20 protein-coding genes are annotated in these 21929 nt (G+C 40.4%); 10 read left to right on the forward strand and 10 right to left on the reverse strand.

All coding sequences use genetic code 11. From position 1 onward, the window contains the following. The first annotated feature begins 10 nt into the window (after positions 1–10). The gene (locus tag AAU57_RS13555) at positions 11–949 is read left to right on the forward strand and encodes a stealth family protein (RefSeq protein ID WP_055413425.1); all 939 of its coding nucleotides are present in this window, start codon (positions 11–13) and stop codon (positions 947–949) included. A gap of 50 nt (positions 950–999) precedes the next feature. Here AAU57_RS13555 and AAU57_RS13560 read toward each other — a convergent pair whose 3' ends face one another. Beyond that, positions 1000–1845 carry a glycosyltransferase family 2 protein gene (locus AAU57_RS13560; RefSeq protein ID WP_055413426.1) on the reverse strand — a complete coding sequence of 282 codons (846 nt, stop codon included), beginning with the start codon at positions 1843–1845 and terminating at the stop codon, positions 1000–1002. Positions 1846–1932: 87 nt separating this feature from the next. Between AAU57_RS13560 and AAU57_RS13565 the strand changes: the two genes are divergently transcribed. Then, entirely contained in the window at positions 1933–2697 is a 765-nt protein-coding gene (locus tag AAU57_RS13565) for a glycosyltransferase family 2 protein (RefSeq protein WP_055413427.1), read from the forward strand. On the opposite strand, the gene AAU57_RS13570 is transcribed toward AAU57_RS13565, so the two are convergent. Next, positions 2677–3516 (reverse strand): glycosyl transferase, encoded by an 840-nt coding sequence (locus AAU57_RS13570; RefSeq protein ID WP_156340189.1) that lies wholly within the window; start codon positions 3514–3516, stop codon positions 2677–2679. The two genes, AAU57_RS13565 and AAU57_RS13570, sit on opposite strands and share 21 nt — an antisense overlap. 1 nt (position 3517) lies before the next feature. Beyond that, positions 3518–4294: a lipopolysaccharide kinase InaA family protein gene (locus tag AAU57_RS13575; RefSeq protein ID WP_231717827.1), complete on the reverse strand. Its 777-nt coding sequence runs from the start codon at positions 4292–4294 to the stop codon at positions 3518–3520. A 114-nt stretch (positions 4295–4408) separates the two neighbouring features. Here AAU57_RS13575 and AAU57_RS13580 point away from each other — a divergent pair, with 114 nt between their 5' ends. From AAU57_RS13580 to AAU57_RS13605, 6 genes are all read left to right on the forward strand, one after another. Continuing rightward, positions 4409–5056, forward strand: coding sequence for an L-threonylcarbamoyladenylate synthase (locus AAU57_RS13580; RefSeq protein WP_082438637.1), 648 nt, complete (start codon positions 4409–4411; stop codon positions 5054–5056). A 5-nt stretch (positions 5057–5061) separates the two neighbouring features. After that, on the forward strand, positions 5062–6492 hold the full coding sequence (locus AAU57_RS13585; protein ID WP_055413430.1) for a CCA tRNA nucleotidyltransferase: 1431 nt from the start codon (positions 5062–5064) through the stop codon (positions 6490–6492). Positions 6493–6515: 23 nt separating this feature from the next. After that, complete coding sequence (locus tag AAU57_RS13590) at positions 6516–6935, forward strand: hypothetical protein (protein ID WP_055413431.1); 420 nt, start codon at positions 6516–6518, stop codon at positions 6933–6935. Positions 6936–7090: 155 nt separating this feature from the next. Next, positions 7091–8335: a peptidase T gene (pepT, locus tag AAU57_RS13595; RefSeq protein WP_055413432.1), complete on the forward strand. Its 1245-nt coding sequence runs from the start codon at positions 7091–7093 to the stop codon at positions 8333–8335. Positions 8336–8549: 214 nt separating this feature from the next. Further along, a complete protein-coding gene (locus tag AAU57_RS13600) occupies positions 8550–9131 on the forward strand; it encodes a hypothetical protein (protein ID WP_055413433.1) in 582 nt (193 codons plus the stop codon). Between the two features lie 131 nt (positions 9132–9262). Then, on the forward strand, positions 9263–10477 hold the full coding sequence (locus AAU57_RS13605) for an amidohydrolase family protein (protein WP_055413434.1): 1215 nt from the start codon (positions 9263–9265) through the stop codon (positions 10475–10477). Positions 10478–10599: 122 nt separating this feature from the next. Here the strand turns inward: AAU57_RS13605 and AAU57_RS13610 are convergent, their stop codons facing one another. After that, positions 10600–13005 (reverse strand): glycoside hydrolase family 31 protein, encoded by a 2406-nt coding sequence (locus AAU57_RS13610; RefSeq protein ID WP_055413435.1) that lies wholly within the window; start codon positions 13003–13005, stop codon positions 10600–10602. A 35-nt stretch (positions 13006–13040) separates the two neighbouring features. Between AAU57_RS13610 and AAU57_RS15125 the strand changes: the two genes are divergently transcribed. Then, positions 13041–13193, forward strand: coding sequence for a hypothetical protein (locus tag AAU57_RS15125; protein ID WP_156340192.1), 153 nt, complete (start codon positions 13041–13043; stop codon positions 13191–13193). A 161-nt stretch (positions 13194–13354) separates the two neighbouring features. Here AAU57_RS15125 and AAU57_RS13615 read toward each other — a convergent pair whose 3' ends face one another. After that, positions 13355–13945 (reverse strand): DUF4136 domain-containing protein, encoded by a 591-nt coding sequence (locus AAU57_RS13615; RefSeq protein ID WP_055413436.1) that lies wholly within the window; start codon positions 13943–13945, stop codon positions 13355–13357. A gap of 250 nt (positions 13946–14195) precedes the next feature. Between AAU57_RS13615 and AAU57_RS13620 the strand changes: the two genes are divergently transcribed. Next, positions 14196–14978 carry a DUF4382 domain-containing protein gene (locus AAU57_RS13620; RefSeq protein WP_231717828.1) on the forward strand — a complete coding sequence of 261 codons (783 nt, stop codon included), beginning with the start codon at positions 14196–14198 and terminating at the stop codon, positions 14976–14978. Between the two features lie 104 nt (positions 14979–15082). Here the strand turns inward: AAU57_RS13620 and AAU57_RS13625 are convergent, their stop codons facing one another. The 5 genes from AAU57_RS13625 to AAU57_RS13645 form a co-directional block, all read right to left on the reverse strand. Continuing rightward, positions 15083–15481, reverse strand: a complete 399-nt coding sequence (locus tag AAU57_RS13625) for a GlcG/HbpS family heme-binding protein (protein ID WP_055413437.1) — start codon at positions 15479–15481, stop codon at positions 15083–15085. A gap of 86 nt (positions 15482–15567) precedes the next feature. After that, complete coding sequence (locus AAU57_RS13630) at positions 15568–16170, reverse strand: hypothetical protein (protein WP_055413438.1); 603 nt, start codon at positions 16168–16170, stop codon at positions 15568–15570. 112 nt (positions 16171–16282) lie between these two features. Further along, entirely contained in the window at positions 16283–18181 is a 1899-nt protein-coding gene (gene glgB / locus AAU57_RS13635) for a 1,4-alpha-glucan branching protein GlgB (RefSeq protein ID WP_055413439.1), read from the reverse strand. After that, entirely contained in the window at positions 18178–19800 is a 1623-nt protein-coding gene (locus tag AAU57_RS13640) for a maltokinase N-terminal cap-like domain-containing protein (protein WP_055413440.1), read from the reverse strand. The genes glgB and AAU57_RS13640 overlap by 4 nt, the downstream gene beginning before the upstream one ends. A gap of 103 nt (positions 19801–19903) precedes the next feature. After that, positions 19904–21838, reverse strand: coding sequence for an alpha-1,4-glucan--maltose-1-phosphate maltosyltransferase (locus AAU57_RS13645; RefSeq protein WP_055413441.1), 1935 nt, complete (start codon positions 21836–21838; stop codon positions 19904–19906). Between the last annotated feature and the right edge of the window lie 91 nt (positions 21839–21929).

Raw genomic sequence — 21929 nt, forward strand, 5'->3', positions numbered from 1 at the left:
ATCCATATCCATGAATCAAACAGAAACTACAATAGATGCAGTCATTTTGTGGGTTGATGGAAATGATAAGGAACACCGCAAAAAAATGCTTCCTTATCTCGAGGTAAGTTCTAAAATCAATGATGAAGGATTTAGAACCAGGTTTGATCAAGTAAATGAAATTGAATTTACGGTATATTCAATCCTTAAGTTCGCTCCGTTCATTAGAAATATCTTCATCATCACAGATAATCAAACACCTAGTTTTCTTAAAGATAAAGGATCTAATCATTCATTTCACAAGGTTGTAATAGTGGATCATAAAGAGGTGTTTGACGGATTTGAAGAGTACTTGCCTACATTTAACAACAGGTCCATCGAGAGCTGTCTACATAGAATACCCAACCTCGCTGAGCATTTTATTTATATGAATGATGACTTTTTCCTCATCAACAAAACCGTGCCAGAGGATTTCTTTAGAAATGGTCTTCCGGTTCTGAGAGGTAAATGGCTGAATCTTGATGAGAATATTTTTTATAAAAAATTCAGCAAGCAACGTTATGGTCATAAATATGCCCAACAGGCCTCTGCAAAACTCGCGGGACATTCACGATATTATAATTTCAGACATACACCTCACCCGATGAGGAAATCGACTCTTGCGGAATATTTCTCTAAACATCAGGGTGTTTTTTTAAACAATATCCAGCACAGATTTAGAAATAAAACTCAGGTATTGCCGCAAGGATTGTCCAACCATCTTGAGATAAAAAATAAAACTTGTTATCTAGAAAATGACTTAAAACTCATCTACTTTAGATCCTACAAGAAACCTTTGCCTTGGTACAAGTACAAACTACAATACAGATCTAGCGACAAATTATTTATGGGTCTTCAAAGTCTTGATCGTTGTCCACCAAAAACTCTTAATTTCTTTTTTGATTGGTTGACAAACCGAATTTTATCTTGATTGAAATGCTTTAACTTAAGGGTTAGGATTAAAATATTCGAATAATATTACTAATCCTGTTGTTTTATTGGTGACCTTTTGATAATGCCATATTCTGTAAAAGCAGACTTTGAAGTTTTAGTATTCTTCCGGATAGCCTTGTTCTTCTCGATAGATTCTTGGGTTTTATAACCACGACTATGATCCAGATGCAAACAAATGGCGCTGTATCTTATTTGGATAGACTTAATACCATAATTAAAAAGACGCTCACCTAGTTCCCTGTCCTGTCCTCCATACTGCATTCGTTCGTCAAACCCATTAACTGCCAAAAGGTCTTTTTTCCAACCGCTAGAATTATGACCATTCCAACTAGCATTGGTAGGTGTCAATCTTTCCATGATATTTGCTTGTACAAAACCAGAGTTGAGCTTCTGGGTTTTATAACTTTCTGGTAAACCGTTTCTCTTAAGCCACTGTAGATTGAAACATTTTTGGGTTAGGATATCGTCTTTGGTGATTTTTTGGGAAAGATCCAATGGTAGTTTATAATAACCGCCAGAAAGAAAATATCCTTCCTTACGCCTTTCATAATGTACCTGAAGGAAGTCCTCTCGGGCGAGACAGTCTCCATCACTCATCACAACGTACTCTGTAGAGCAAGCTAAAAGTGCCTTATTGAGAATGGCACTTTTTTGAAATCCGTTATCCTCATGCCATATATGAATTATTTTTCGATTGGATTTTGGTTGGTATTCTTTTATAAAATTGGCTGTTTCCTCATCAGAACCATCATCTGCAATGATGATTTCAAAGTCTCTGAAAGTTTGTTGCTCATAACTCCACAGCGTTTTTTTTAGCCACTCTAACGAGTTGTAAGTACTTATAATTACTGAGATGACGGGTTCTTGGACCATAGATGAACAAATTTCGGAAAAATAAGTTATACAAAGTAGGAGAAGTCGGTAACAAGTTTATTTTTGTTTGAAAAGAGAATTGCTTTTATGCAGAAGTACAAGATATCGGCTATAGTTCCCTGCTATAATGAGTCACATAATATAGTAGAGGTTTTAAAATCGGTTGAATTTTGCGATGAGGTGGTTCTCGTTGACAGTAACAGCACAGATAACACTGTGGCTCTTGCCCAGCCATACATAAATAAGCTGCTTGTTAGGGAATATGAGCATAGTGCAAGCCAGAAGAATTGGGCCATTCCACAAGCAGCTAATGAATGGATTTTATTGGTAGATGCTGATGAAAGAGTAACTCCAGCACTCAAGGAAGAGATCCTAAACTTATTTGAAAAAATTGATGAGCAACCTCATGTAGGTTACTGGATAGGTAGGCTTAATTTTTTCATGGGTAAACAAGTGCGTTACAGTGGTTGGAAAAATGATAAAGTCATACGCTTTTTTAGAAAGTCGAAATGTCGCTATGCCGACAAACATGTCCATTCTGAAATCATTGCCGATGGTAGCGTAGGATATCTCAAAAACAAACTGACTCATTATAAGTATGTAGGGATCGATGCGCACATGAGAAAGCTACAGCGATACGCCTCTCATCAAGCCTTAGATTATGATCAAAAGACAGGGAAAATCACTTTCTTTCATATCATCATCAAACCTATATGGTCGTTCACAAAACACTATTTCATCCAGCGCGGTTTTCTTGACGGCTTTGTAGGATTGACTATAGCCTATTTGAGAGGTTACATGGTGTTTATGCGCTACGTCAAGTTATGGTTGCTACGCAGAGGTATTGATTAATTTTCTGAGTTCAGGAAATTCATTAAGTATGTTTTCCATTTGCTCTCTATTAAAATCCTTATCTACATTGACTTTCTTAAGTGAGATCTTTTGGGTTCCTGCAATAGGAATAGGTTCTGGAAGGTCATATCCAGAAATCACGCTGTTATTCCAATTCAACAAAGCCATCACTTTAAACCATGGATCATCATTCTTGGGAGTAATTCTCATAAAGGTATCTACATCAGTGACTTGTTCGTTTAAAACACCTGCAGGATAAGCTACCGTAAAAGCACCAATAGGCATGAACCAGTTTTTGTCTGCCGTATCTTTGTTTGCGTATTTCCATTGAGCATAGGGCAACACTTTACCTTTATCATCAAACGAAATATTACGGCCTCTATGAGAAGTCACCTTCTTGGGGTTTTTGATGGCTGCTTTATAAAGGCTGGACAAAGTTGATGGATGATAAATAATGTCATCGTCAACGGTGATGATCATGTCATCAGGAAACTCGACCACACTATGAATGAGTTTTCTATGTGAAAAAGTGTAATCTGAGTATCTGATCTCTAACAAGCCTTGAGTCAAATCTGTAAGTGATGTTGGTAACGTACCCTCTAGATCTTTATGAAGCCATAAAACGATTTTCTTTGGCTTACAATCTTGTAGCATGATACTCTTCAATGTAATGTGAATAGTACCTAGTCTAGATGGTATTGAAGTTAGGGAAACAATCGCGTCTATTTCTGGAACGTCTCTGTCAATGAGTTGAGAAATATTTATCCTACTTAGACGGTAACTATGATATAAAGAAGATGGCCACTCTTTGAGTTTCATGTTAGATGAATTTTTTGAATTTCTTTTTTAAACGCTTTTTGTTTTGGAAATACTGCCTGAACTTTTCTGCATGATGCCACATAGTTTGAATGGTCTGATCTTCATCGAGTCCTGCTAGTTCTGCATATTTAGCACCCATGATTTCATACATCCACTTTTGAGGTGACAGCCTTTCAAAATTTTTAAGTCGATCTTCCACTGGTATGTCATAAAACTTCATCCTATTCAAATCAACTAGGTAAAATTTATAGCTGGTTTCATTTATAGAAATTAAGGTATTGCCAGGTGAGTTATCCAAAAAGTAGATCTGTGCCTCATGCATACGATATACAAACTGCGTAAAAGACTCTAGAATCTCAATCTTATTTTCAATGGAATCGTCGTGAATCAATTCCCTAAAGGTAAAATCATGTGAGGCATACTCACTGACATAGTAACTTTTATAAAAACCTACTGCTCGCCGCTGCTCTAGGTAAGCAACAGGCTCAGGAGTTCCTATACCATTGTTTTTTAGATAAATAGCATTTAGATATGAGCGCTCTGCTTTTGATTTTCTAAAAAAACGATAAGCAATTTGATTCACGATGTTAGGAACTTTAAAAGACTTGACGACCAGCCTTCTGTTCTCAAATTCCACGATCTTGATTTCATTGCGATCATCACCCAGTTTTCGATTAGATTCGTGAAAAAGCTCCAGGATGTTTTGAAACTGCTTTCGCGAAAGCGTACTACTCACAAATATCTCACTGCGCATGATCCTTTCAAGTTTGATGTGCAAAGTAACAATTTTAGTTCTTTACAAATCAAAAGCAGGTTGAACTAGTTGACCATTTCATAAACAATACTACCATAACTTTTACAACATGCCTGTAGAATCCTTAATTTTGCACCAATGAGTAAGAGCGATAGACATAAGAATAGAAGAGACCAAGTAAGAGGTCGCGAAAACAAGAAAACCAAGGGACCAGAAATAGAAGTTCCTAAAGCGATTGTTCAAGAAGCTGTTGCTGCGCTCAAAAAGGGCCAGACCATTCTTTACCCTACAGATACCATCTATGGTATAGGTTGCGATGCCACAAACTATGAGGCTGTAGAAAAGATTTATGAAATAAAGGAACGTGATCCATCAAAATCCCTTTTGATCCTCGTGGATAGTTTCCCAATGCTGGATCAATATATTGAAGAAGTTCCTGACATGGCTTGGGAAGTTCTTAAAGTCAATAAAGATCCATTGACCATTATCTATGATAGGCCTAAAAGCGTTGCAGAAAACCTCATCGCGAGCGACAACTCGCTTGCTATACGTGTGACCAACGATCCTTTGTGCCGCGCGATTATTAAAGGACTGCGCAAACCCATCGTTTCTACCAGCGCAAACATAAGCGGGCAACCTTCACCGGTTCATTTTGAAGACATTTCAGAGGAACTGAAAGAGCGCATTAATCACATCGTGGATCTACCTTTACCAGCTAAAAACGTCAAACCTAGCGCCATCATGAAAATATCCAACAACGGCGTGATCAAGGTCATTAGAAAGTAAGTTACATGCCTCAGCATAATTTTAAGGAAGCGATAAAGTCCAGCGTGTTTCAAACGCTGAGTCAAGCAGCACAAGACATAGGTGTAGATGCCTATGTTATAGGTGGTTTTGTACGTGACTTTTTACTGGAAAGAGGCAACAAACAAGACATCGACATTGTGGCCATAGGCAGCGGAATTGAACTGGCACAAAAGACTAAAGAGCTGCTCCCACAAAGCACCAAGATCAGCATTTTCAAGAATTATGGAACAGCCATGATCAAAACCAATGATCTAGAATTGGAATTTGTGGGCGCGAGAAAAGAAAGCTATGATCGCGGCAGCCGCAATCCTGTCGTAGAAGATGGAACCCTTGAAGATGATCAAAACCGTCGTGATTTCACCATCAACGCGATGGCATTCTCATTACAACCTGATAATTACGGCGACTTATTGGATCCATTTGATGGGCTGGACGACTTGAAAAAGAAAGTCATCAAGACGCCACTAGATCCAGATATCACCTACAGTGACGATCCTTTACGCATGTTGCGTGCGATACGATTTGCAAGCCAGCTGAAGTTTACCATAGAACCAGAGTCCTTTAAAAGTGTTCAAAAAAATTCATGCCGCATCGGGATCATCTCTAACGAGCGCATCGTTACAGAACTCAATAAGATCATGATGTGCGATGCTCCATCACATGGATTCCTATTACTGGAAAAGTCAGGTCTACTAGAACTTATATTGCCAGAATTGACCGCTCTTAAAGGTATTGAAGAGGTAGAAGGACAAACGCACAAAGACAACTTTTATCACACACTGGAAGTGGTGGACAATATTTCCAGAAATACAGATGATCTATGGCTGCGATGGGCAGCCATGCTTCACGATATAGGTAAAGCACCTACTAAGCGATTTAGCAAAAAGGTAGGCTGGACCTTTCATGGTCACGAGTTTAAGGGGTCAAAAATGGTTTATCATCTTTTCAAAAGGTTGCGCATGCCACTTAACGATAAGATGAAGTTTGTACAGCAAATGGTGCGCATGTCTTCACGACCCATTGCGGTAATTGATGAGGCTGCCACAGACAGTGCCGTTAGGAGATTGGTACACGATGCTGGCGATCACATTGAGGATTTGATGACTCTTTGTGAGGCAGATATCACTACTAAAAACCCAAAGCGCTTCAAGAAATATCACAACAATTTCCAGAAAGTGCGTGATAAAATCGTCGAGGTTGAAGAACGTGATCACGTACGCAATTTCCAACCGCCGGTCACTGGCGAGGAAATCATGCAAACCTTCAACTTGAAGCCTTGCCGTGAGATAGGAATGATCAAATCTGCGATTAAAGAAGCCATATTGGACGGTGATATCCCTAACGAGCACGATGCAGCGTATCAATTGATGTTGCAAAAAGGTGAGCAATTAGGGTTAAAGCCTCAAACCATTTAATAATTTTTCTTAACTTAGTTAGGATGAAATTCTTGACCACGTTTTACCTCACTATAGCAGTTATTTTCGCGAGCTGCTACACGACTAACGCACAATCTGCGCCAGTCAAAAGGACTTCTTTTTCATTAGTCCAGACCAGCTATCAGCCGCAATCTTTGCTCAATTCTATGACTAGATTACAACAACCAGGTAGGCTTCAGGTTTCCAATAGAAATTTCGGTTGGTCACAAAACCTTCAGACTAAAAATACACAGCCCATAGTGATGGTAGATCCAGACAATGACAGACTTGCCAAATTGTACGATAACTTGGTCATCAACTTTACGATTCTGGATGAATACGCCATGAAATACAAACTTCAAAATCCAGCATTGTATGAAGCTGGAAGAAATACGATTTTTTCACAGGTAGAAAATCCCTTTTCGCGCAATCTTCAGTTTTAAAAGTGTTGCGGTGTAATTAAATATATCGCTTTCGCGAAAGCGAATTCCATTCCACTTCATACCTTCTTCAACCAGCCACACTGGCATCTGGCTTTTTGATAATTTTTAGTTCCTTTCAAGAGTCAAATCTTATCTTTACCCATCAAATTTAAGCTATGGAAAAACAAGCCATTATTGACCGGTTTGTAAGTTATATTACGATTGATACAGAGTCAGATCCAGCAAGTGAGACCACGCCCAGCACAGATAAACAGTGGAATCTTGCACGCAAACTGCATCAGGAATTGATCGACATGGGAATGCAGGATGTGAGCATTGACGAGAATGCTTATGTGATGGCGACGCTACCTAGTAATGTGGATTTTGAAGTGCCCACAATTGGATTTATTTCCCACTTTGACAGCACTCCAGATTTTACGGGAAAAAACATCAAGCCACAGATTATAGAGAAATATGACGGGCGCGATATTCCGTTAAAAGGCAGCGACCTGGTGCTCTCACCAGACTACTTTGAGGACCTTAAACAATACAAAGGCCAGACCATCATCACTACCGATGGTACTACCCTACTCGCTGCAGATGATAAAGCAGGAATCACAGAGATCATGACGGCGATGAAGCACCTTATGGATCATCCAGAAATTAAGCATGGAGCAATTAAGGTAGGTTTCACTCCAGATGAAGAAATAGGTCGTGGCGCCCATAAATTTGATGTGGCAAAATTTGGTGCAGATTGGGCCTACACCATGGACGGCAGCCAGATAGGCGAATTGGAATATGAAAACTTCAACGCAGCTGGAGCTGTAGTGACATTTACAGGTAAAATCGTACATCCTGGCTATGCCAAGGGAAAGATGATCAACTCGATGTACATCGCTACAGAGTTTATAGATTCTTTGCCTAGACTGGAAACTCCAGAACATACTGAAGATTACCAAGGTTTTTTCCACTTACACAATATGAAAGGTGCTGTTGAAAAGACAGAGCTACACTACATCATACGCGATCACGATAAAGCCCATTTTGAGGCTCGTAAGAATGTGATGCACAAACTCGCTGCAGACATGAACGCTCAATATGAGCGTGAAGCAGTTAGCATCGAGATTAAGGATCAATATTTCAATATGAGGGAAAAGGTGGAGCCTGTCATGCATATCGTTGATATTGCAGAGCAAGCAATGAAAGATCTAGACATTGAACCTATCATAAAACCCATACGTGGTGGAACCGATGGTTCCCAATTGAGTTATATGGGATTACCTTGTCCCAATATTTTTGCTGGCGGCCACAATTTTCATGGACCCTATGAGTATGTACCCGTAGAAAGCATGATCGCAGCCAGTAAAGTGATTGTGAGAATTGCAGAGTTGGTTGCAAAGAAGAAATCACCTAAAAAATAAAGAGCAAAAATTATTTATCGTGAACGGTGTTTCAAATGCCTGCTTGGTTATTCGAGTATTGTAAATATAACCCAGCGAAAAGCTATGGTTCTTTCTGGAAAGATTTAAAAAGTTGCTGGTTAAATAGAATAAACAGAGCTAGGTTGGTAAACTTTTACAGTATGTCGACGCAACCTTTGTATATTTCCTGCATCTAATAAATGATAACCAACCGATGAAAAAAATTATTCTATTTGTCTTTTTCTCCTTCTCTCTAATTTCTTTAGCGCAAGATGAGGAACAAACTGATTCTCAAAATAGGCTAGATTCCTTTACTAGTATCAAGAAACGTGAGCTTTCACTTGACGTTACTGCGGCATTAGTCCTTCCTGCAATCAGCCCTAGATACGAACATATCTTGGGGCGATATTCAGGAGTTGGTGCAGATCTATTCATTCTTCTAGACAATGACGACGATGTTGATTACAGCGACTTAGAAAAGTTTTCATTCACGCCGTACTACCGTCAATACTTTTTCTCTAAAGAAGACTATGGTGCGAAAGGGTTTTATGCTGAGGGATTTTTGAAATTCTTTACCTATGAAGATTATGACCAATTCCCTTCTGGTTTTGATGATACAGAGAATTATTTTGAAACCGCCATTGGTGTTGGTATAGGTTGGAAATGGGTGAGCAATAGCGGCTTTCTAATTGATCTAGGATTAGGTTTTGGTCGTGACTTAGGAATAGCCGATGATCCTGTAGACGATATCGATATTAGAGTAAGAGGTGGATTGAATTTCGGGTGGAGGTTTTAAAATCCTCACAATTCTTATTAAAAAGACGCTCTTATCGAGCGTCTTTTTTATTTTGGTAAAGTTTGCTTACCTGTATGCTGACAGGCAGGCGCTACAGCGGAAACTACTACAATCCCTTATAACTACTATCAATGAGCAAAACGATTCTTTACAATTGCAAGCTGGATCGCCAAAAGCAAGCTGTCGATATTCACATTGAAGATCAGGTAATATCTCGCATAGAACATCATGCCAAGACCCCAGATGACGCCTTGGATTGCCATGGAAAGTTGGTCACCGTTGGCCTTGCAGAAAGTCACTTGCATCTGGATAAGGCCTGCATTTTGGATCGCTCGACTATTGAAGAAGGAACGCTGGACGAGGCCGTGAAACAAACGGGTCAAGCCAAAAAAGAATTTACCGAAGAAGACGTCTACGAGCGTGCCAAAAATGTGATCCAGATGATCCTGCCACATGGAACCACCAGCGTGAGAACCTATGTAGAAACCGACTCAAAAACAGAATTGCGCAGTCTTAAAGCTTTGCAGCAGCTTCAAAAAGATGTTTCCCACCAGGTAGATATTGAAATGGTGGCTTTTGCCCAAAACGGTCTAACAACGGCTCCTAAAACAGTGAAGCTTCTCCAGCAAGCTTTTGAATCGGGAATCAAAACCATAGGCGGTTGTCCCTATAAAGACAAGGATCCCAAAGCTCACATAGATCTTGTTTTTAAACTTGCTCAAGAATATAACTTGAGTGTAGATTTTCATATGGATTTTGATCTGGAAGCCAGCAACAGCTCTATTCCATACATGTGCGAGGTAATGGATAGAACAAATTTCAAGAACAAGGTATCCATAGGTCACGTGACTAAACTCATGGCTCTAAAAACAGATCGGCGTAAAGATTTGGAAAAAATGCTGGCAGATCATAACGTATCCGTTTGTGTATTGCCTGCAACAGATTTGTTTTTGAATGGCCGCGATCATGAAAAACTCATACCTCGCGGAGTTCTAAGAGCGACAGAATTTGATGATCTGGATCTCAATGCTGCTATAAGCAGAAATAATATTTTAAACGCCTTCACGCCTTATGGTGACGGCAACTTGTTGCGTATGACAAATCTGTATGCAAACGTGAGCCAATTGTCGACAGACGACGAAATGAGACAGTGCTTTGAAATGATCACTACCAACGCATTTAAAATTTTAGGAAAAACCAGAGCCATTGAAGTAGGACAGCCTGCAGATCTCGTTTTATGGAATACCGATTCCATTGCTAGTGCCGTGCGCAAATTACCCCAAGCGCTTGCTGGTTGGAAGGATGGCAAAAAAACCTTTAGCAATCCAGCACCTATCATTTATTAACTCCATGACATATATTATTAAAAACAAAACAGCTCGCAAAATGTTTTTTTGCGAGCTGTTTTGATTGGGAAAAGTATTGCTTTCGCGCCTGCCTTTTGTAGGCAGACAGAACAACGGTCCATTTATTTCTTACCTACCACATGGAACTCACTAAATTCCTTGTTGACAAGCATGGTCTGTGTTTTGCGATCGTACTGTAGATCCTCCAGCGGAATGCGAACATTGTCCACCTCTACATAATCAATCTCAAACGGCATCCCTATAAAATTGAAACGTAGCGTTTCATATTCTGTAGTGTACTTACCATCTTTAAATTGAGATATAGTCATTTGATCCTTAGTTCCTTTAAATCTCAAATTACGCAAGCTAAAACGGCCTTTCTTATAATCATAACCGTCTGAGGCGTCCTCGTAAACTACAGATTTATCGGATCCTAGTGTATAGTAAACATCAAGAGTCAAAAATTCGATTTTACTCTCGCCTACGTATTGCATGACTGGATATCTAGGAATTATGGACCCTGCTTTTACAAACAATGGGATGCTATCAATGTCGGCATCAACCCATTCTTCCTTACCACCGGTAATGGTCTCGCGAGACCAGAAGTTGTACCATTCACCTTTAGGAATATACATGCGGCGGCCCTTGGCATTAGGTTCCAGAACGGGACACACCAACATCTTATCACCAAAAATGAATTCGTCATTTCTATAGTGCGTTTGCGGATCTTCTTGATCATAAAGCACGAGAGACTTCAGCATAGGTGTACCTTCTTCGGCATACTGCCAGAAGGTGGTGTATAGATACGGTAACAACTTATATCTAAGTTCGATAAAATTGCGGGTAATGTCTGTGATATTTTCATCAAAAGTCCATGGCTCTTGATCGCCATGATCACCACTGGAATGCACCCTACAAAACGGGTGGAATATCCCTAACGCGATCCATCTGGCAAACAATTCACCGGTTGGTTGCTCGGCAAAACCACCAATGTCAGATCCCGCAAAAGACATTCCTGACAACGCCATGCGCTGCGCCTGTATATTCGCAATACTCAAATGTTCCCAAGTAGCAACATTATCACCAAACCAACTTGAAGTATAGCGCTGTGTACCAGAATAGGCAGATCTTGTGATGACGAAAGGTCGCTTGGGATAAATGAACTTCTTGACGCCTTCATAGGTGGCTTTGGCCATTTGGGCACCATAGATGTTATGCGCTTTTCTATGAGAACATGGATGTCCATCAAAGTCATGACGTACATCGTCTGGAAACGTTTTGTTGGGAACCTCCATAACGGCAGGCTCATTCATGTCGTTCCAGATTCCTGCTAGCCCATTGTCTGCAATAAGGCCTTTAAACAATCCAGCCCACCATTCTCTCACTTCTGGATTGGTATAGTCTGGAAAATAACACTCACCAGGCCATACTTTTCCTTTCATATATGGACCATCTGCTCTTTTACAGAAGTAATCCTTCTCCATGGCTTCTTGATAGACACTATAATCAGGATCTACCTTGATACCTGGATCGATAATGGCAATGGTTTTAAAACCATCTTCACGTAGATCGCTAATCATTTGAGTAGGATTAGGGAACTTCTCGTTATCCCAGGTAAAACAACGGAATCCATCCATATAATCGATGTCTAGATAAATAGCATCACAAGGAATTTTTAAATCCCGAAACTTTTGAGCCACCTCACGTACGTTACTTTCTGGATAATAACTCCATTTACACTGGTGAAAACCTAATGCCCACAATGGTGGCAATTCTGGTTTACCGGTCAAATCTGTATAACCGCTCACGACGCTGTTTGCATCTGGACCGTAGATAAAATAGTAATCCATCACACCACCTTGCGCCCAGAAACTGGTCACATGGTGACGCTCTTGAGCAAAGTCAAAGTAGGATCTAAAGGTGTTGTCAAAAAAGATACCGTAAGATATCTTGTTGTGAAGCCCTAAATAGAAAGGGACATTCTTATATAAAGGATCGGTTTGTTTTCCAAAGGCGTATTGATCTGTACCCCAAAGTTCAAATCTCTTACCGCGCATGTTATTGTCGGCTGGCTTGTCGCCCAGCCCATAATAACTCTCGGCAGGTTGTGCCTTTTTGGACATTTTTACGACCTCGCCACCATACTCATAACTTTCTTCATAATGAAAGCCTAGTTCATCTTCACAAATGATTTTTCCATCAATGTCAAAGATGCGGCTGCGCAGATCGATTTTGGCAATCTGGCAAATGATCTTAGAAGTGGTGATTTCATAATAAGCCTCTTCTTCTGTGACTTTTAATTTGTTGTATCCTCTATTTCCATCGTCATCAATGGCATAAGAAAAATCTTCTTCCATCTTGCCGCCTGTACCATATTTAAACCTCAGGACGCTGTCTCTCAAAACCTGTACTTGAAGGATGACGCCGTTATTAGAGTTGAAAATCAATGTATCCACTACATGAGTGAAACTGGTAAGCATCCCGGGAAACACATTACCAGATTTATGTAATTCTGTATTAGTAATCATAAAATGATGTTGTTCAAATTTCTTAAAGCACTAGTATGTACCGTATAAACGTGGGAAAGTATAAAAAAACCATTGGAATTTCACGCATTAATGTGTTTAGTTATGCAACCGTTTTCTTCAAGATGGAGAAGATATCGCTTTCGCGAAAGCGAAATTATTACAGTCCATATCATGTAAAAGTGAACTAATAAGGGATCGACGATCAGGAGTTCTATTTTTTGCCAATCCTGCATTTTTTCAAAGCTTAGGAAGAAAGATTCGTACTAAAAAAAAGCGCAAATTATCGCGTAGGTGTTTCATAAAAAAAGCCCGTTAATCAAACGGGCTTTGTTTTAATTGGGATTTTTATCTATTTCAATAACGGGTATTCCTCAAAAATCGCGTTGACCAGACTGGTCATGGCAGCAGTGTCTCCACTGTTGTAGATACTGGTGCTACTTATTCCTTTCCACACCGTTTCACGTGACTCACGATCCACCAATTGAATGATCAATGTACCATCCTTATAGTTATAGGTATCTGTATCGTACCCAACTACGGTTGGAAATGTGTTGTAACCATTGTAGTAGTAATTGTTATAATAAGAATTGACTCTCAATCCTGGTCTATTATAGTTCCCATATCGCGCATATACTGGATCTGTGGTCGTCTCTGTAGTTTCATCAACTTTGGTACTTACCAATACCAGTAAATCTGGTTTGGTTCTGTCTAATTCGTACCCAGCATCCATCATTCGATCGTTGATTTGCTGAATTACCAATGTGTTCACATCATCATTCATAGCCATATCTGGCATTTCTATAGCAGAATTAGGCAAATAGGAAAAGCTCTGATATTTTTTCAGGCTATCGTCAGTAGGTTTGGTTGTATTCACCGCAGGACCACAGCTATAAACAAGCGCCACAGTAAGTACAAAAAATAAAGGTTTTAAAATTTTCATAGTTTTTATTTTCAAGATACGACTGCACTGCAGCGACTTATCCTACAAAAAGCCTAATTGATCTTATATTAACAACTTTCGGTATCACAGCATAAACTCTTCACTATCCTTTCCATTTTTTCTATTTGAAATCTCAGATGGCTTTATCAAATCCAAATTGTTAAGGATCTCTTTATTAACAAGCATATAGGAACTCAACCCTAAAACTTAAATTAAGTTTGAACTCCTTAATTAATTTAAAACCCTAAAAATGAAGAAACTAATTTATTCCCTGATGTTGGTTGCAATGACAACGACATTATTTTCCTGTAGCGACGACAATGACAGCACACAACCAGCCAGAGTTAACATTAAACTTGTGGATGCGCCCGGTGATTATGATAACGTCTTTATTGATGTAGAGGCAGTTGCCATCAAATTTAACGGCGATGCAGATGATGAAGAATTAGTGCTTGATATGGATAATACCGGCATCTATGACCTTCTCGAATTGACTGGTGGAAATAACGTTGTGCTAGCAGATGACGAAATCCCAGCTGGAAGAATCAACCAAATCAGATTGATCCTAGGAGACGATAACTCTGTTGTTGTTGACGGTCAAGAATTCCCATTATCAACGCCTAGCGCCCAACAATCAGGTTTGAAGCTTAATGTGAATCAAGAATTGGAAGGCGGCATTCTTTATGAATTCATTCTAGACTTTGATGCAGATAAATCCATCGTACGTCAAGGTAATGGTGGTTACTCTTTAAAACCCGTAATTAGAACTGAATTAGCGGCATTGTCTGGAGCGATCATAGGTGATGTGGAACCTACAACCTTTCAAGTTGAAGTTATGGCCAGCAATGGAGTTAACGAGATAAGCACATTTACTGATGTGAATGGACTGTATAGACTTAATGGTGTACCTAACGGAACCTACACGGTTACCATTGAAGCAGATCCAGCGGCCGAGTTACAAACGGTTGTAATCAATGATGTTGTTGTTGTGAACGGCGAGGTTACTGCCCTAGGCACTACTAACTTGAATTAATCACATTCAAACCCAACCATTGAGATTGGAAAATTTCAATTGAAGTTTGAACTAAAAAAAGGTCCACTTGAACAAGTGGACCTTTTTGCATTTATAGTGTTTTACTAGATGGCTGCTGCTCCAGCTCCTGCCACCTCGTGGTCATTTTCAACAGTACTGCCGCTCACACCTATCGCTCCTATGATGTCTCCATCCTTATTTTTAATAGGTAATCCACCTGGAAAACTGATCAGACCGCCATTAGAGTGCTCGATTCCAAAAAGGGATTCACCTGGTTGTGATATTTTGCCTATCTCACCGGTCGGCATGTCAAAAAATCGAGCAGTTTTGGCTTTTTTGAGAGCAATGTCAGCACTTCCCAGCCATGCACCATCCATACGAACGAACGCAACTTGATTGGCACCGGCGTCTACGACACTGATGTTCATTTTTGTGTTGATTTCTTTTGCTTTGGCCATCGCTTTTTCAATGATCGCTTGAGCTTGTTTAAGTGTAATATTCATGTTTAATTATTTGAACATTAAAGTAATAGATTTCCCGTCTTAAAAAGTATGATTATGTGAAGTTTAACGGGAAATCCAATCAATTGCTACTTACAGTAATAACTTCCATTGGAATACTTAAGTATAGCAACATCATTCTTTGAAATACTCAATATCTCTTCATCTCCATCAATCACTTTACTTTTTAAGACTACCTCTTGAATTCTAAGATCTGAATGGTGTTGTGTATGGTTCCATGGTGTAACTAGCCTTTTTGATTCTTTGTAAGATCCATTTAATCCTCCATCGTTTTCTCCAATGATCTCGTGAATCACAAAGTCTTCGAGCGTGGTTTTTATTTCATCGCCAACTCGCTCAAATGCATACAAGTTTTTTGAAGAGTGTGGATTGACACGACTGCTACCATAATATTCTATGATGACACTAAGGGAATCGAATCGATCGGATACCATTATTGAATTGTAATCAACCTCAGCATTATACAATTTCGTGGCATCACTTTTCAAAAAGATTTGTTTTGTTAATTGCGACAGAATGAGTCCAGTCGAGTTTTGAACTATTACCAAGTCAAATTTGTAAGCAATGAATTCTTCGCTTTGCTCTACAATCTCTGGAATTAGAAGCGCTGACTCTTTTTCGGAAATCTTTTCAATAACCAGAAGATCTTCGGCAATATCAGATTTGCTCATACTCAATTCTTTCAATGCCAGTTCCAACAAATCTTCCCTACTGTCTTGAGCTATAGATAAAAAGGACAGAAATGAAATAACTATTATCAGTGTATATCTAAACCTGCCGATTTTAAACCCTATAAACCAAAACCCCAAGTGGCGGCAAGTTCAACTCGACACTTTGATCGCGATATTGCCAGTTCTCCTTTTGAGCCGTAAAGGACTTTTTTATCTTGTAGTCAGATCCGCCGTACTTTGAATCGTCGCTATTAAACAGCAGTTTGTATTTACCTATTGCTGGCAAACCTATTCTATAATTTTCTCTAGGTACAGGTGTCATATTACAAACGACAACAATCTGAGAATCATTTCCCTTGCGCACATAGCTTATGACGCTGTTGTCTGCATCTTCATGCGAGATCCATTCAAACCCAGCGGCATCAAATTGCTTCTCGTGCAAAGCCGGTTGTTTTTTATATAACTTGTTCAAATCAGTAATCACGTTCATAATTCCCTGATGATCTGCAAACTGTGTGAGATGCCAGTCCAGACTGCCATTGAATTTCCATTCATCGTGCTGGCCAAATTCTGATCCCATCATCAATAAATTACCGCCAGGATGCGTGAACATATAACCATAAAGCAATCGCAGGTTGGCAAACTTTTGCCAGCTGTCGCCGGGCATTCTACCTATGATGGAGCTCTTACCATAAACCACCTCGTCATGCGATAGCGGCAGCATAAAATTCTCGGTAAACGCATAAGTCATCGAGAATGTCAAATCATTTTGATGGTGACGTCTATAAATAGGTTCTTTTTTAAAGTATTCTAAGGTATCATGCATCCATCCCATCATCCATTTCATCCCAAAACCGAGACCACCTATAGAGGTAGGTTTACTCACCATCGGGAAGCTAGTGCTCTCCTCGGCAATGGTTTGTGTATCTGGATAATTGAGATAAACAGCCTCGTTCATTTCTCTTAGAAATGCCATGGCTTCCAGATTTTCCCTACCGCCAAAAACATTAGGTTCCCACTCACCATCTTCTCTGGAATAATCCAAAAACAACATGCTTGCCACGGCATCTACTCGCAAGCCGTCGATGTGGTATTGATCCATCCAGAACAGTGCATTTGAAATCAAGAAACTCTTGACCTCGTTGCGACCGTAATTAAATATCAAGGATTTCCAGTCTGGATGATAACCTCTTCTGCGATCTGGATGCTCATATAAAGCAGTACCGTCAAAGAATCCCAGTCCATGGGCATCTTCTGGAAAATGGGATGGCACCCAATCCAGGATGACTCCTATTCCAGCTTTGTGCATCGCATCGACGAGTTGCGCAAACTCTTCCGGATAACCAAATCTTGCTGTAGGCGCAAAATATCCCGTCAACTGGTAGCCCCATGAAGGATCATAGGGATATTCCATGATGGGCATGAACTCTACGTGGGTGAATTGTAACGCTTTCGCGTAAGCGACCAGCTCATCTGCCAATTCCAGATAGCTCAAACTGCGATCTTCCTCAATCTTGCGTTTCCAGCTGCCCAGATGTACCTCATAAACAGAATAGGGCGCATCAAGTGCGTTGTGTTTTGCCCTCGTTTTCATCCATTTTGCATCGCTCCACTTGGGATCATATTGCCATACGACGCTGGCCGTTTTAGGCGGATGCTCACAGCGACGAGCATATGGATCTGCTTTTTCTGTCTTGATATCGTTGTGTGACGAGTGGATCTTGTATTTGTAGGTTGCGCCTTGCTCCACTCCAGGAATAAACCCTTCCCATATACCGCTGCTGTCCCAACGTACCTGCAACTGGTGCTCACCTTCTACCCAAAAATTAAAATCTCCAATGACGCTCACAGCCTTAGCGCTTGGTGCCCAGACGGCAAAATAGGTTCCTTTGACGCCATCTTTTTCAAGAATGTGCGAGCCGAATTTTTCGTAAAGCCTGTAATGCTTTCCAGATTTGAAAAGATTAATGTCAAAATCTGTAAACAGCGAGTGCGTGATTACCTGGCTCATACTTTTTCTTGTTTATGGTTCATGATACTGTGGATGCCTCGCAATGGAATAATGGCCCAGCTAGGTCTGGAATTGAACTCATAGCCCAATTCATAAATGGCCTTTTCCAGTAGGCAAAACTGTAATAAGAAATTGACTTCCTTGCGGTAGCCTATGTTCAAGTTGTTATTGTGCACGTGATGCAAATACGTATCCATAAAAATGGAAATCAAATACTTATACAATAATTCACCTGCCTCATAAAGGTCGTCTCTTGAAATTCCCGTGGTTTCTCCATGATCAAAAATCGTGGAATAGATCGCGTAATGAAAACTGCGAAACATCCCAGCAAGATCCTTTTGTGGCATTTGCTTGACCTTGCGGTCGCGTATGGTACTTTCTGGTTCACCCTCAAAATCCAAAAGATAAAAGTCCTCGCCGTCCACTAGTACCTGACCTAGATGGTAATCACCATGGATACGTATGCGTTCACCTTTCATGTGGTGCCAGTCAAATTGTATAAAGCGGTTGCGTATCTCATTTTTACGCTCCAGTAATTCCTGTGCTAGATCCAGCGCTTCTCCACTCAATTTATGCAGATTATTTTCTACAGTGTTGAGCCTATTCTGGAACATGTACAACAATCGGTTTTTAAGCCAAACGTTGTAGTCACCGTTATACTTATCTGCCGTGAACTTTAGATCGTTGCGCTCGCCGCCCATAGCCACGTGAAATTGTGCCGTGCGCAGTGCCAGGGTTCTGATTCTTTTCAAAAGGTCCAGTCCAGTCCAGTCGACAATCTCGTGTGGCACCTCTTGTAATTTTAATCTGGTAAATAGCTTGACGTCTGGTAAGGATTTGATGTCAATTCGCTTTCGCGAAAGCGTATTAAAAACAACCTTCAACTCTTCCAACATCCATTCCCAGCCATCACCATCATTGTCCACTAATTTTTGCATCAATGCCAGTGTGATATCGTGCTTTTTGACAATATTAAGGTTAATGGAACCTGTGTACGTAGGCGAACGGTCAAACGAAGTTTGCTCTGTAAGGTAGCGTGATATTTGATAGTCTGGATTGGTACTACTATAAATCCTACGGAAAAACTTAATGATGTGTTTATCATTGAAGATAATGCTGGTATTGGATTGCTCTGCGCCTAGAAAGCGGCTGGAAACGTATTGCGTTTCATCCAGTTCTTCGCCAGCATGGAAAGTGATCGTACCCAATCCTTCTACCGGTTGGGATTCAATGATTTTTTCAAAAAGTACTTTTCTAAAACTATCCAGATATAGCGCATCTACTAAATAACCATCTTGATCGCCCAGCTTGATAGGCGCGATCAAACCTTCTAATGCGGCAGATTTATCCGCTACAAAACCTAAGGGCAAAAAGTAATGCTGATAAAACGCTTCTTTAAAATTGACTTCCAGCAATAAGCCATAAAAGTGATCGCCCTTGTGAGCAATGGTAAAAAACTCACTAATCTCAAGATATTTGAGCGTGCTGCTCTTGCCACCATACCAACGTTGCTGTACCACGTAGCTCTCTAAAATATCATGAGTCAGCTGCTTTTTAAAGGCAGCATCGTCTAGAAGTTGTTCCCAGGGTTTTGGGTTTGTGAGCTTGGTTTTGGACACTTATTATCAATAAATTGAGTAGATCTCAAAAATATAAGAATCTTCTTGAGAATTTGATTTGATTACCCTATAAATATAGAAAGATTATGAGGTAATCAAACAGTTATCTCTTCACCTCAAATATATGGAATGGCAATACGGGATTGATCTTTACATAATTGTGTGTGCCGCTCCAGTGGTAACTACTATCTGTAATGACATCTCTTACGGTAATACCATGATGCTCATCAATTCCCATCTCTTGTAAAGGCATGGGTACCCAAGTTTCCTGCTCGTAATATGGATCAAGGTTTATGGCCACGATTACTTCGCTCTTTCGGTCTTCACTCCATTTGTAGAAGGTGATCAATTGATTGTTGTCCTGGTGCAGGAACTTGATATTATTGGTTTGTTGTAGCGCTGCGAGATTCTTGCGCGCTTGATTGATCTTAGTGATGATCAAGGTAAGTTTGGTTCTCTTGCTCCAGTCGTAATTAGCAATCTGGAACTTTTCAGAATCCAGATATTCTTCCTTGCCAGGAAGAGCGCTGGAGATCATTTGCTCAAACACGGGACCATAAATTCCTATACTGGAACTCAAGGTGGCAGCGAGCGCATAGCGATTCAAGTGAACGCTCTCGTTACCGGACTGTAAATGATATGGGTTGATGTCTGGCGTGTTGGGCCAGAAGTTGGGTTGCATGTATTCTCTTTGATGGCTGGTGGTGAGTTCGTGCACATATTCCTGTAATTCATGCTTGTTGTTGCGCCACGTGAAATAAGTGTAGGATTGCTGGAAACCAACCTTAGCCAGCTGATTCATCACTTTAGGTGCTGTGAAAGCCTCTGCCAAAAAGATGACGTCGTTGTGTTTTTTCTTGACTTCGCCAATGAGATATTCCCAGAAATGAAAAGGTTTAGTATGTGGATTATCGACTCTAAATACCTTGATGTCAAATTCTTCTACCCAATATAAGGCTACTCGCAGTAACTCTTTCCACAGATTTTTCCAATCGGTAGTTTCAAAGTAGATAGGTAGAATGTCTTGATATTTCTTCGGCGGATTCTCTGCATACTGTACGGTTCCATCTGGTCGCCATCTAAACCATTCCTTGTGTTCTTTTACCCAAGGATGATCTGGTGCTGCCTGCAAAGCATAATCCATAGCTACTTCAATACCTCTGGATTTTGCCTCTTGCACCAGCTTCTTGAAATCTTTTTCACTACCTAATTGTGGGTGTAGCGACATATGTCCGCCATTTTTTGAACCTATTCCCCAACAAGAACCTACATCGTCACCATGCGCTGTTGTGGTGTTGTTTTTTCCTTTGCGATTGACCTCTCCAATAGGATGAACTGGTGGGAAATACAAGGTATCAAAGCCCATCTCTTCCACATAGGGCAATAGCTCGATACAGTCCTTAAAAGTCCCGTGGTTATAATTTTGTCCAGCGCTGCGTGGGAAAAACTCATACCAGGTCGAGAATCTTGCCTTCTCGCGGTCTACGCTACAAATGAAAACCTCACTCTCTGCAGCGAACTGCTTTGCGGGATATTTAAGGAATATGTCTTTTAACCTATCTGATAAGGCGACCTCAACGGCCTCATCATATCGAGAGTCGGTTTGAAATGACTCAATCCCGAATTGAAGCAAGGACTGTTCGGTTTTGTTCGCTTTCGCGTAAGCGTGCTCTAAATGAATCACTCCATCTAGCAACTCACTTTTAACGTGTTGACCGTCGGCCAGTTTTCTGGAGATCCCATGACGCCAGTTGAGTGCATAATCGACCCAACCTTGAACTTTATACTGAAGTTTGCCCAGTTTTTCTACTTGAAAACTCGCCTTGTAATCGTCGTTCCCGATCGAGTCCATGCGTTGTTCCTGCCATTTTCTCGCCTTTTCATGTTTATACAAAACGGCACTTTGAATGACATCGTGGCCGTCAACAAGAACGGTGGCACTCACATGCACGGTTTCTCCTATTACTCTTTTGATGGCGTGACGACCAGCATTGATGACTGGCTGGACATTTTCTATAACTACACGTTCTTGATTCATGGATGGAAAGGTTTTTTCAAATGTAATAAAAGAGCACAACTGCTGTTGCTCTTTTTACGAAAGCGATTGCGCCATCCCCAAAATTTGAGGT

The sequence above is a fragment of the Nonlabens sp. YIK11 genome, from assembly GCF_001413925.1.
GTDB lineage: Bacteria > Bacteroidota > Bacteroidia > Flavobacteriales > Flavobacteriaceae > Nonlabens.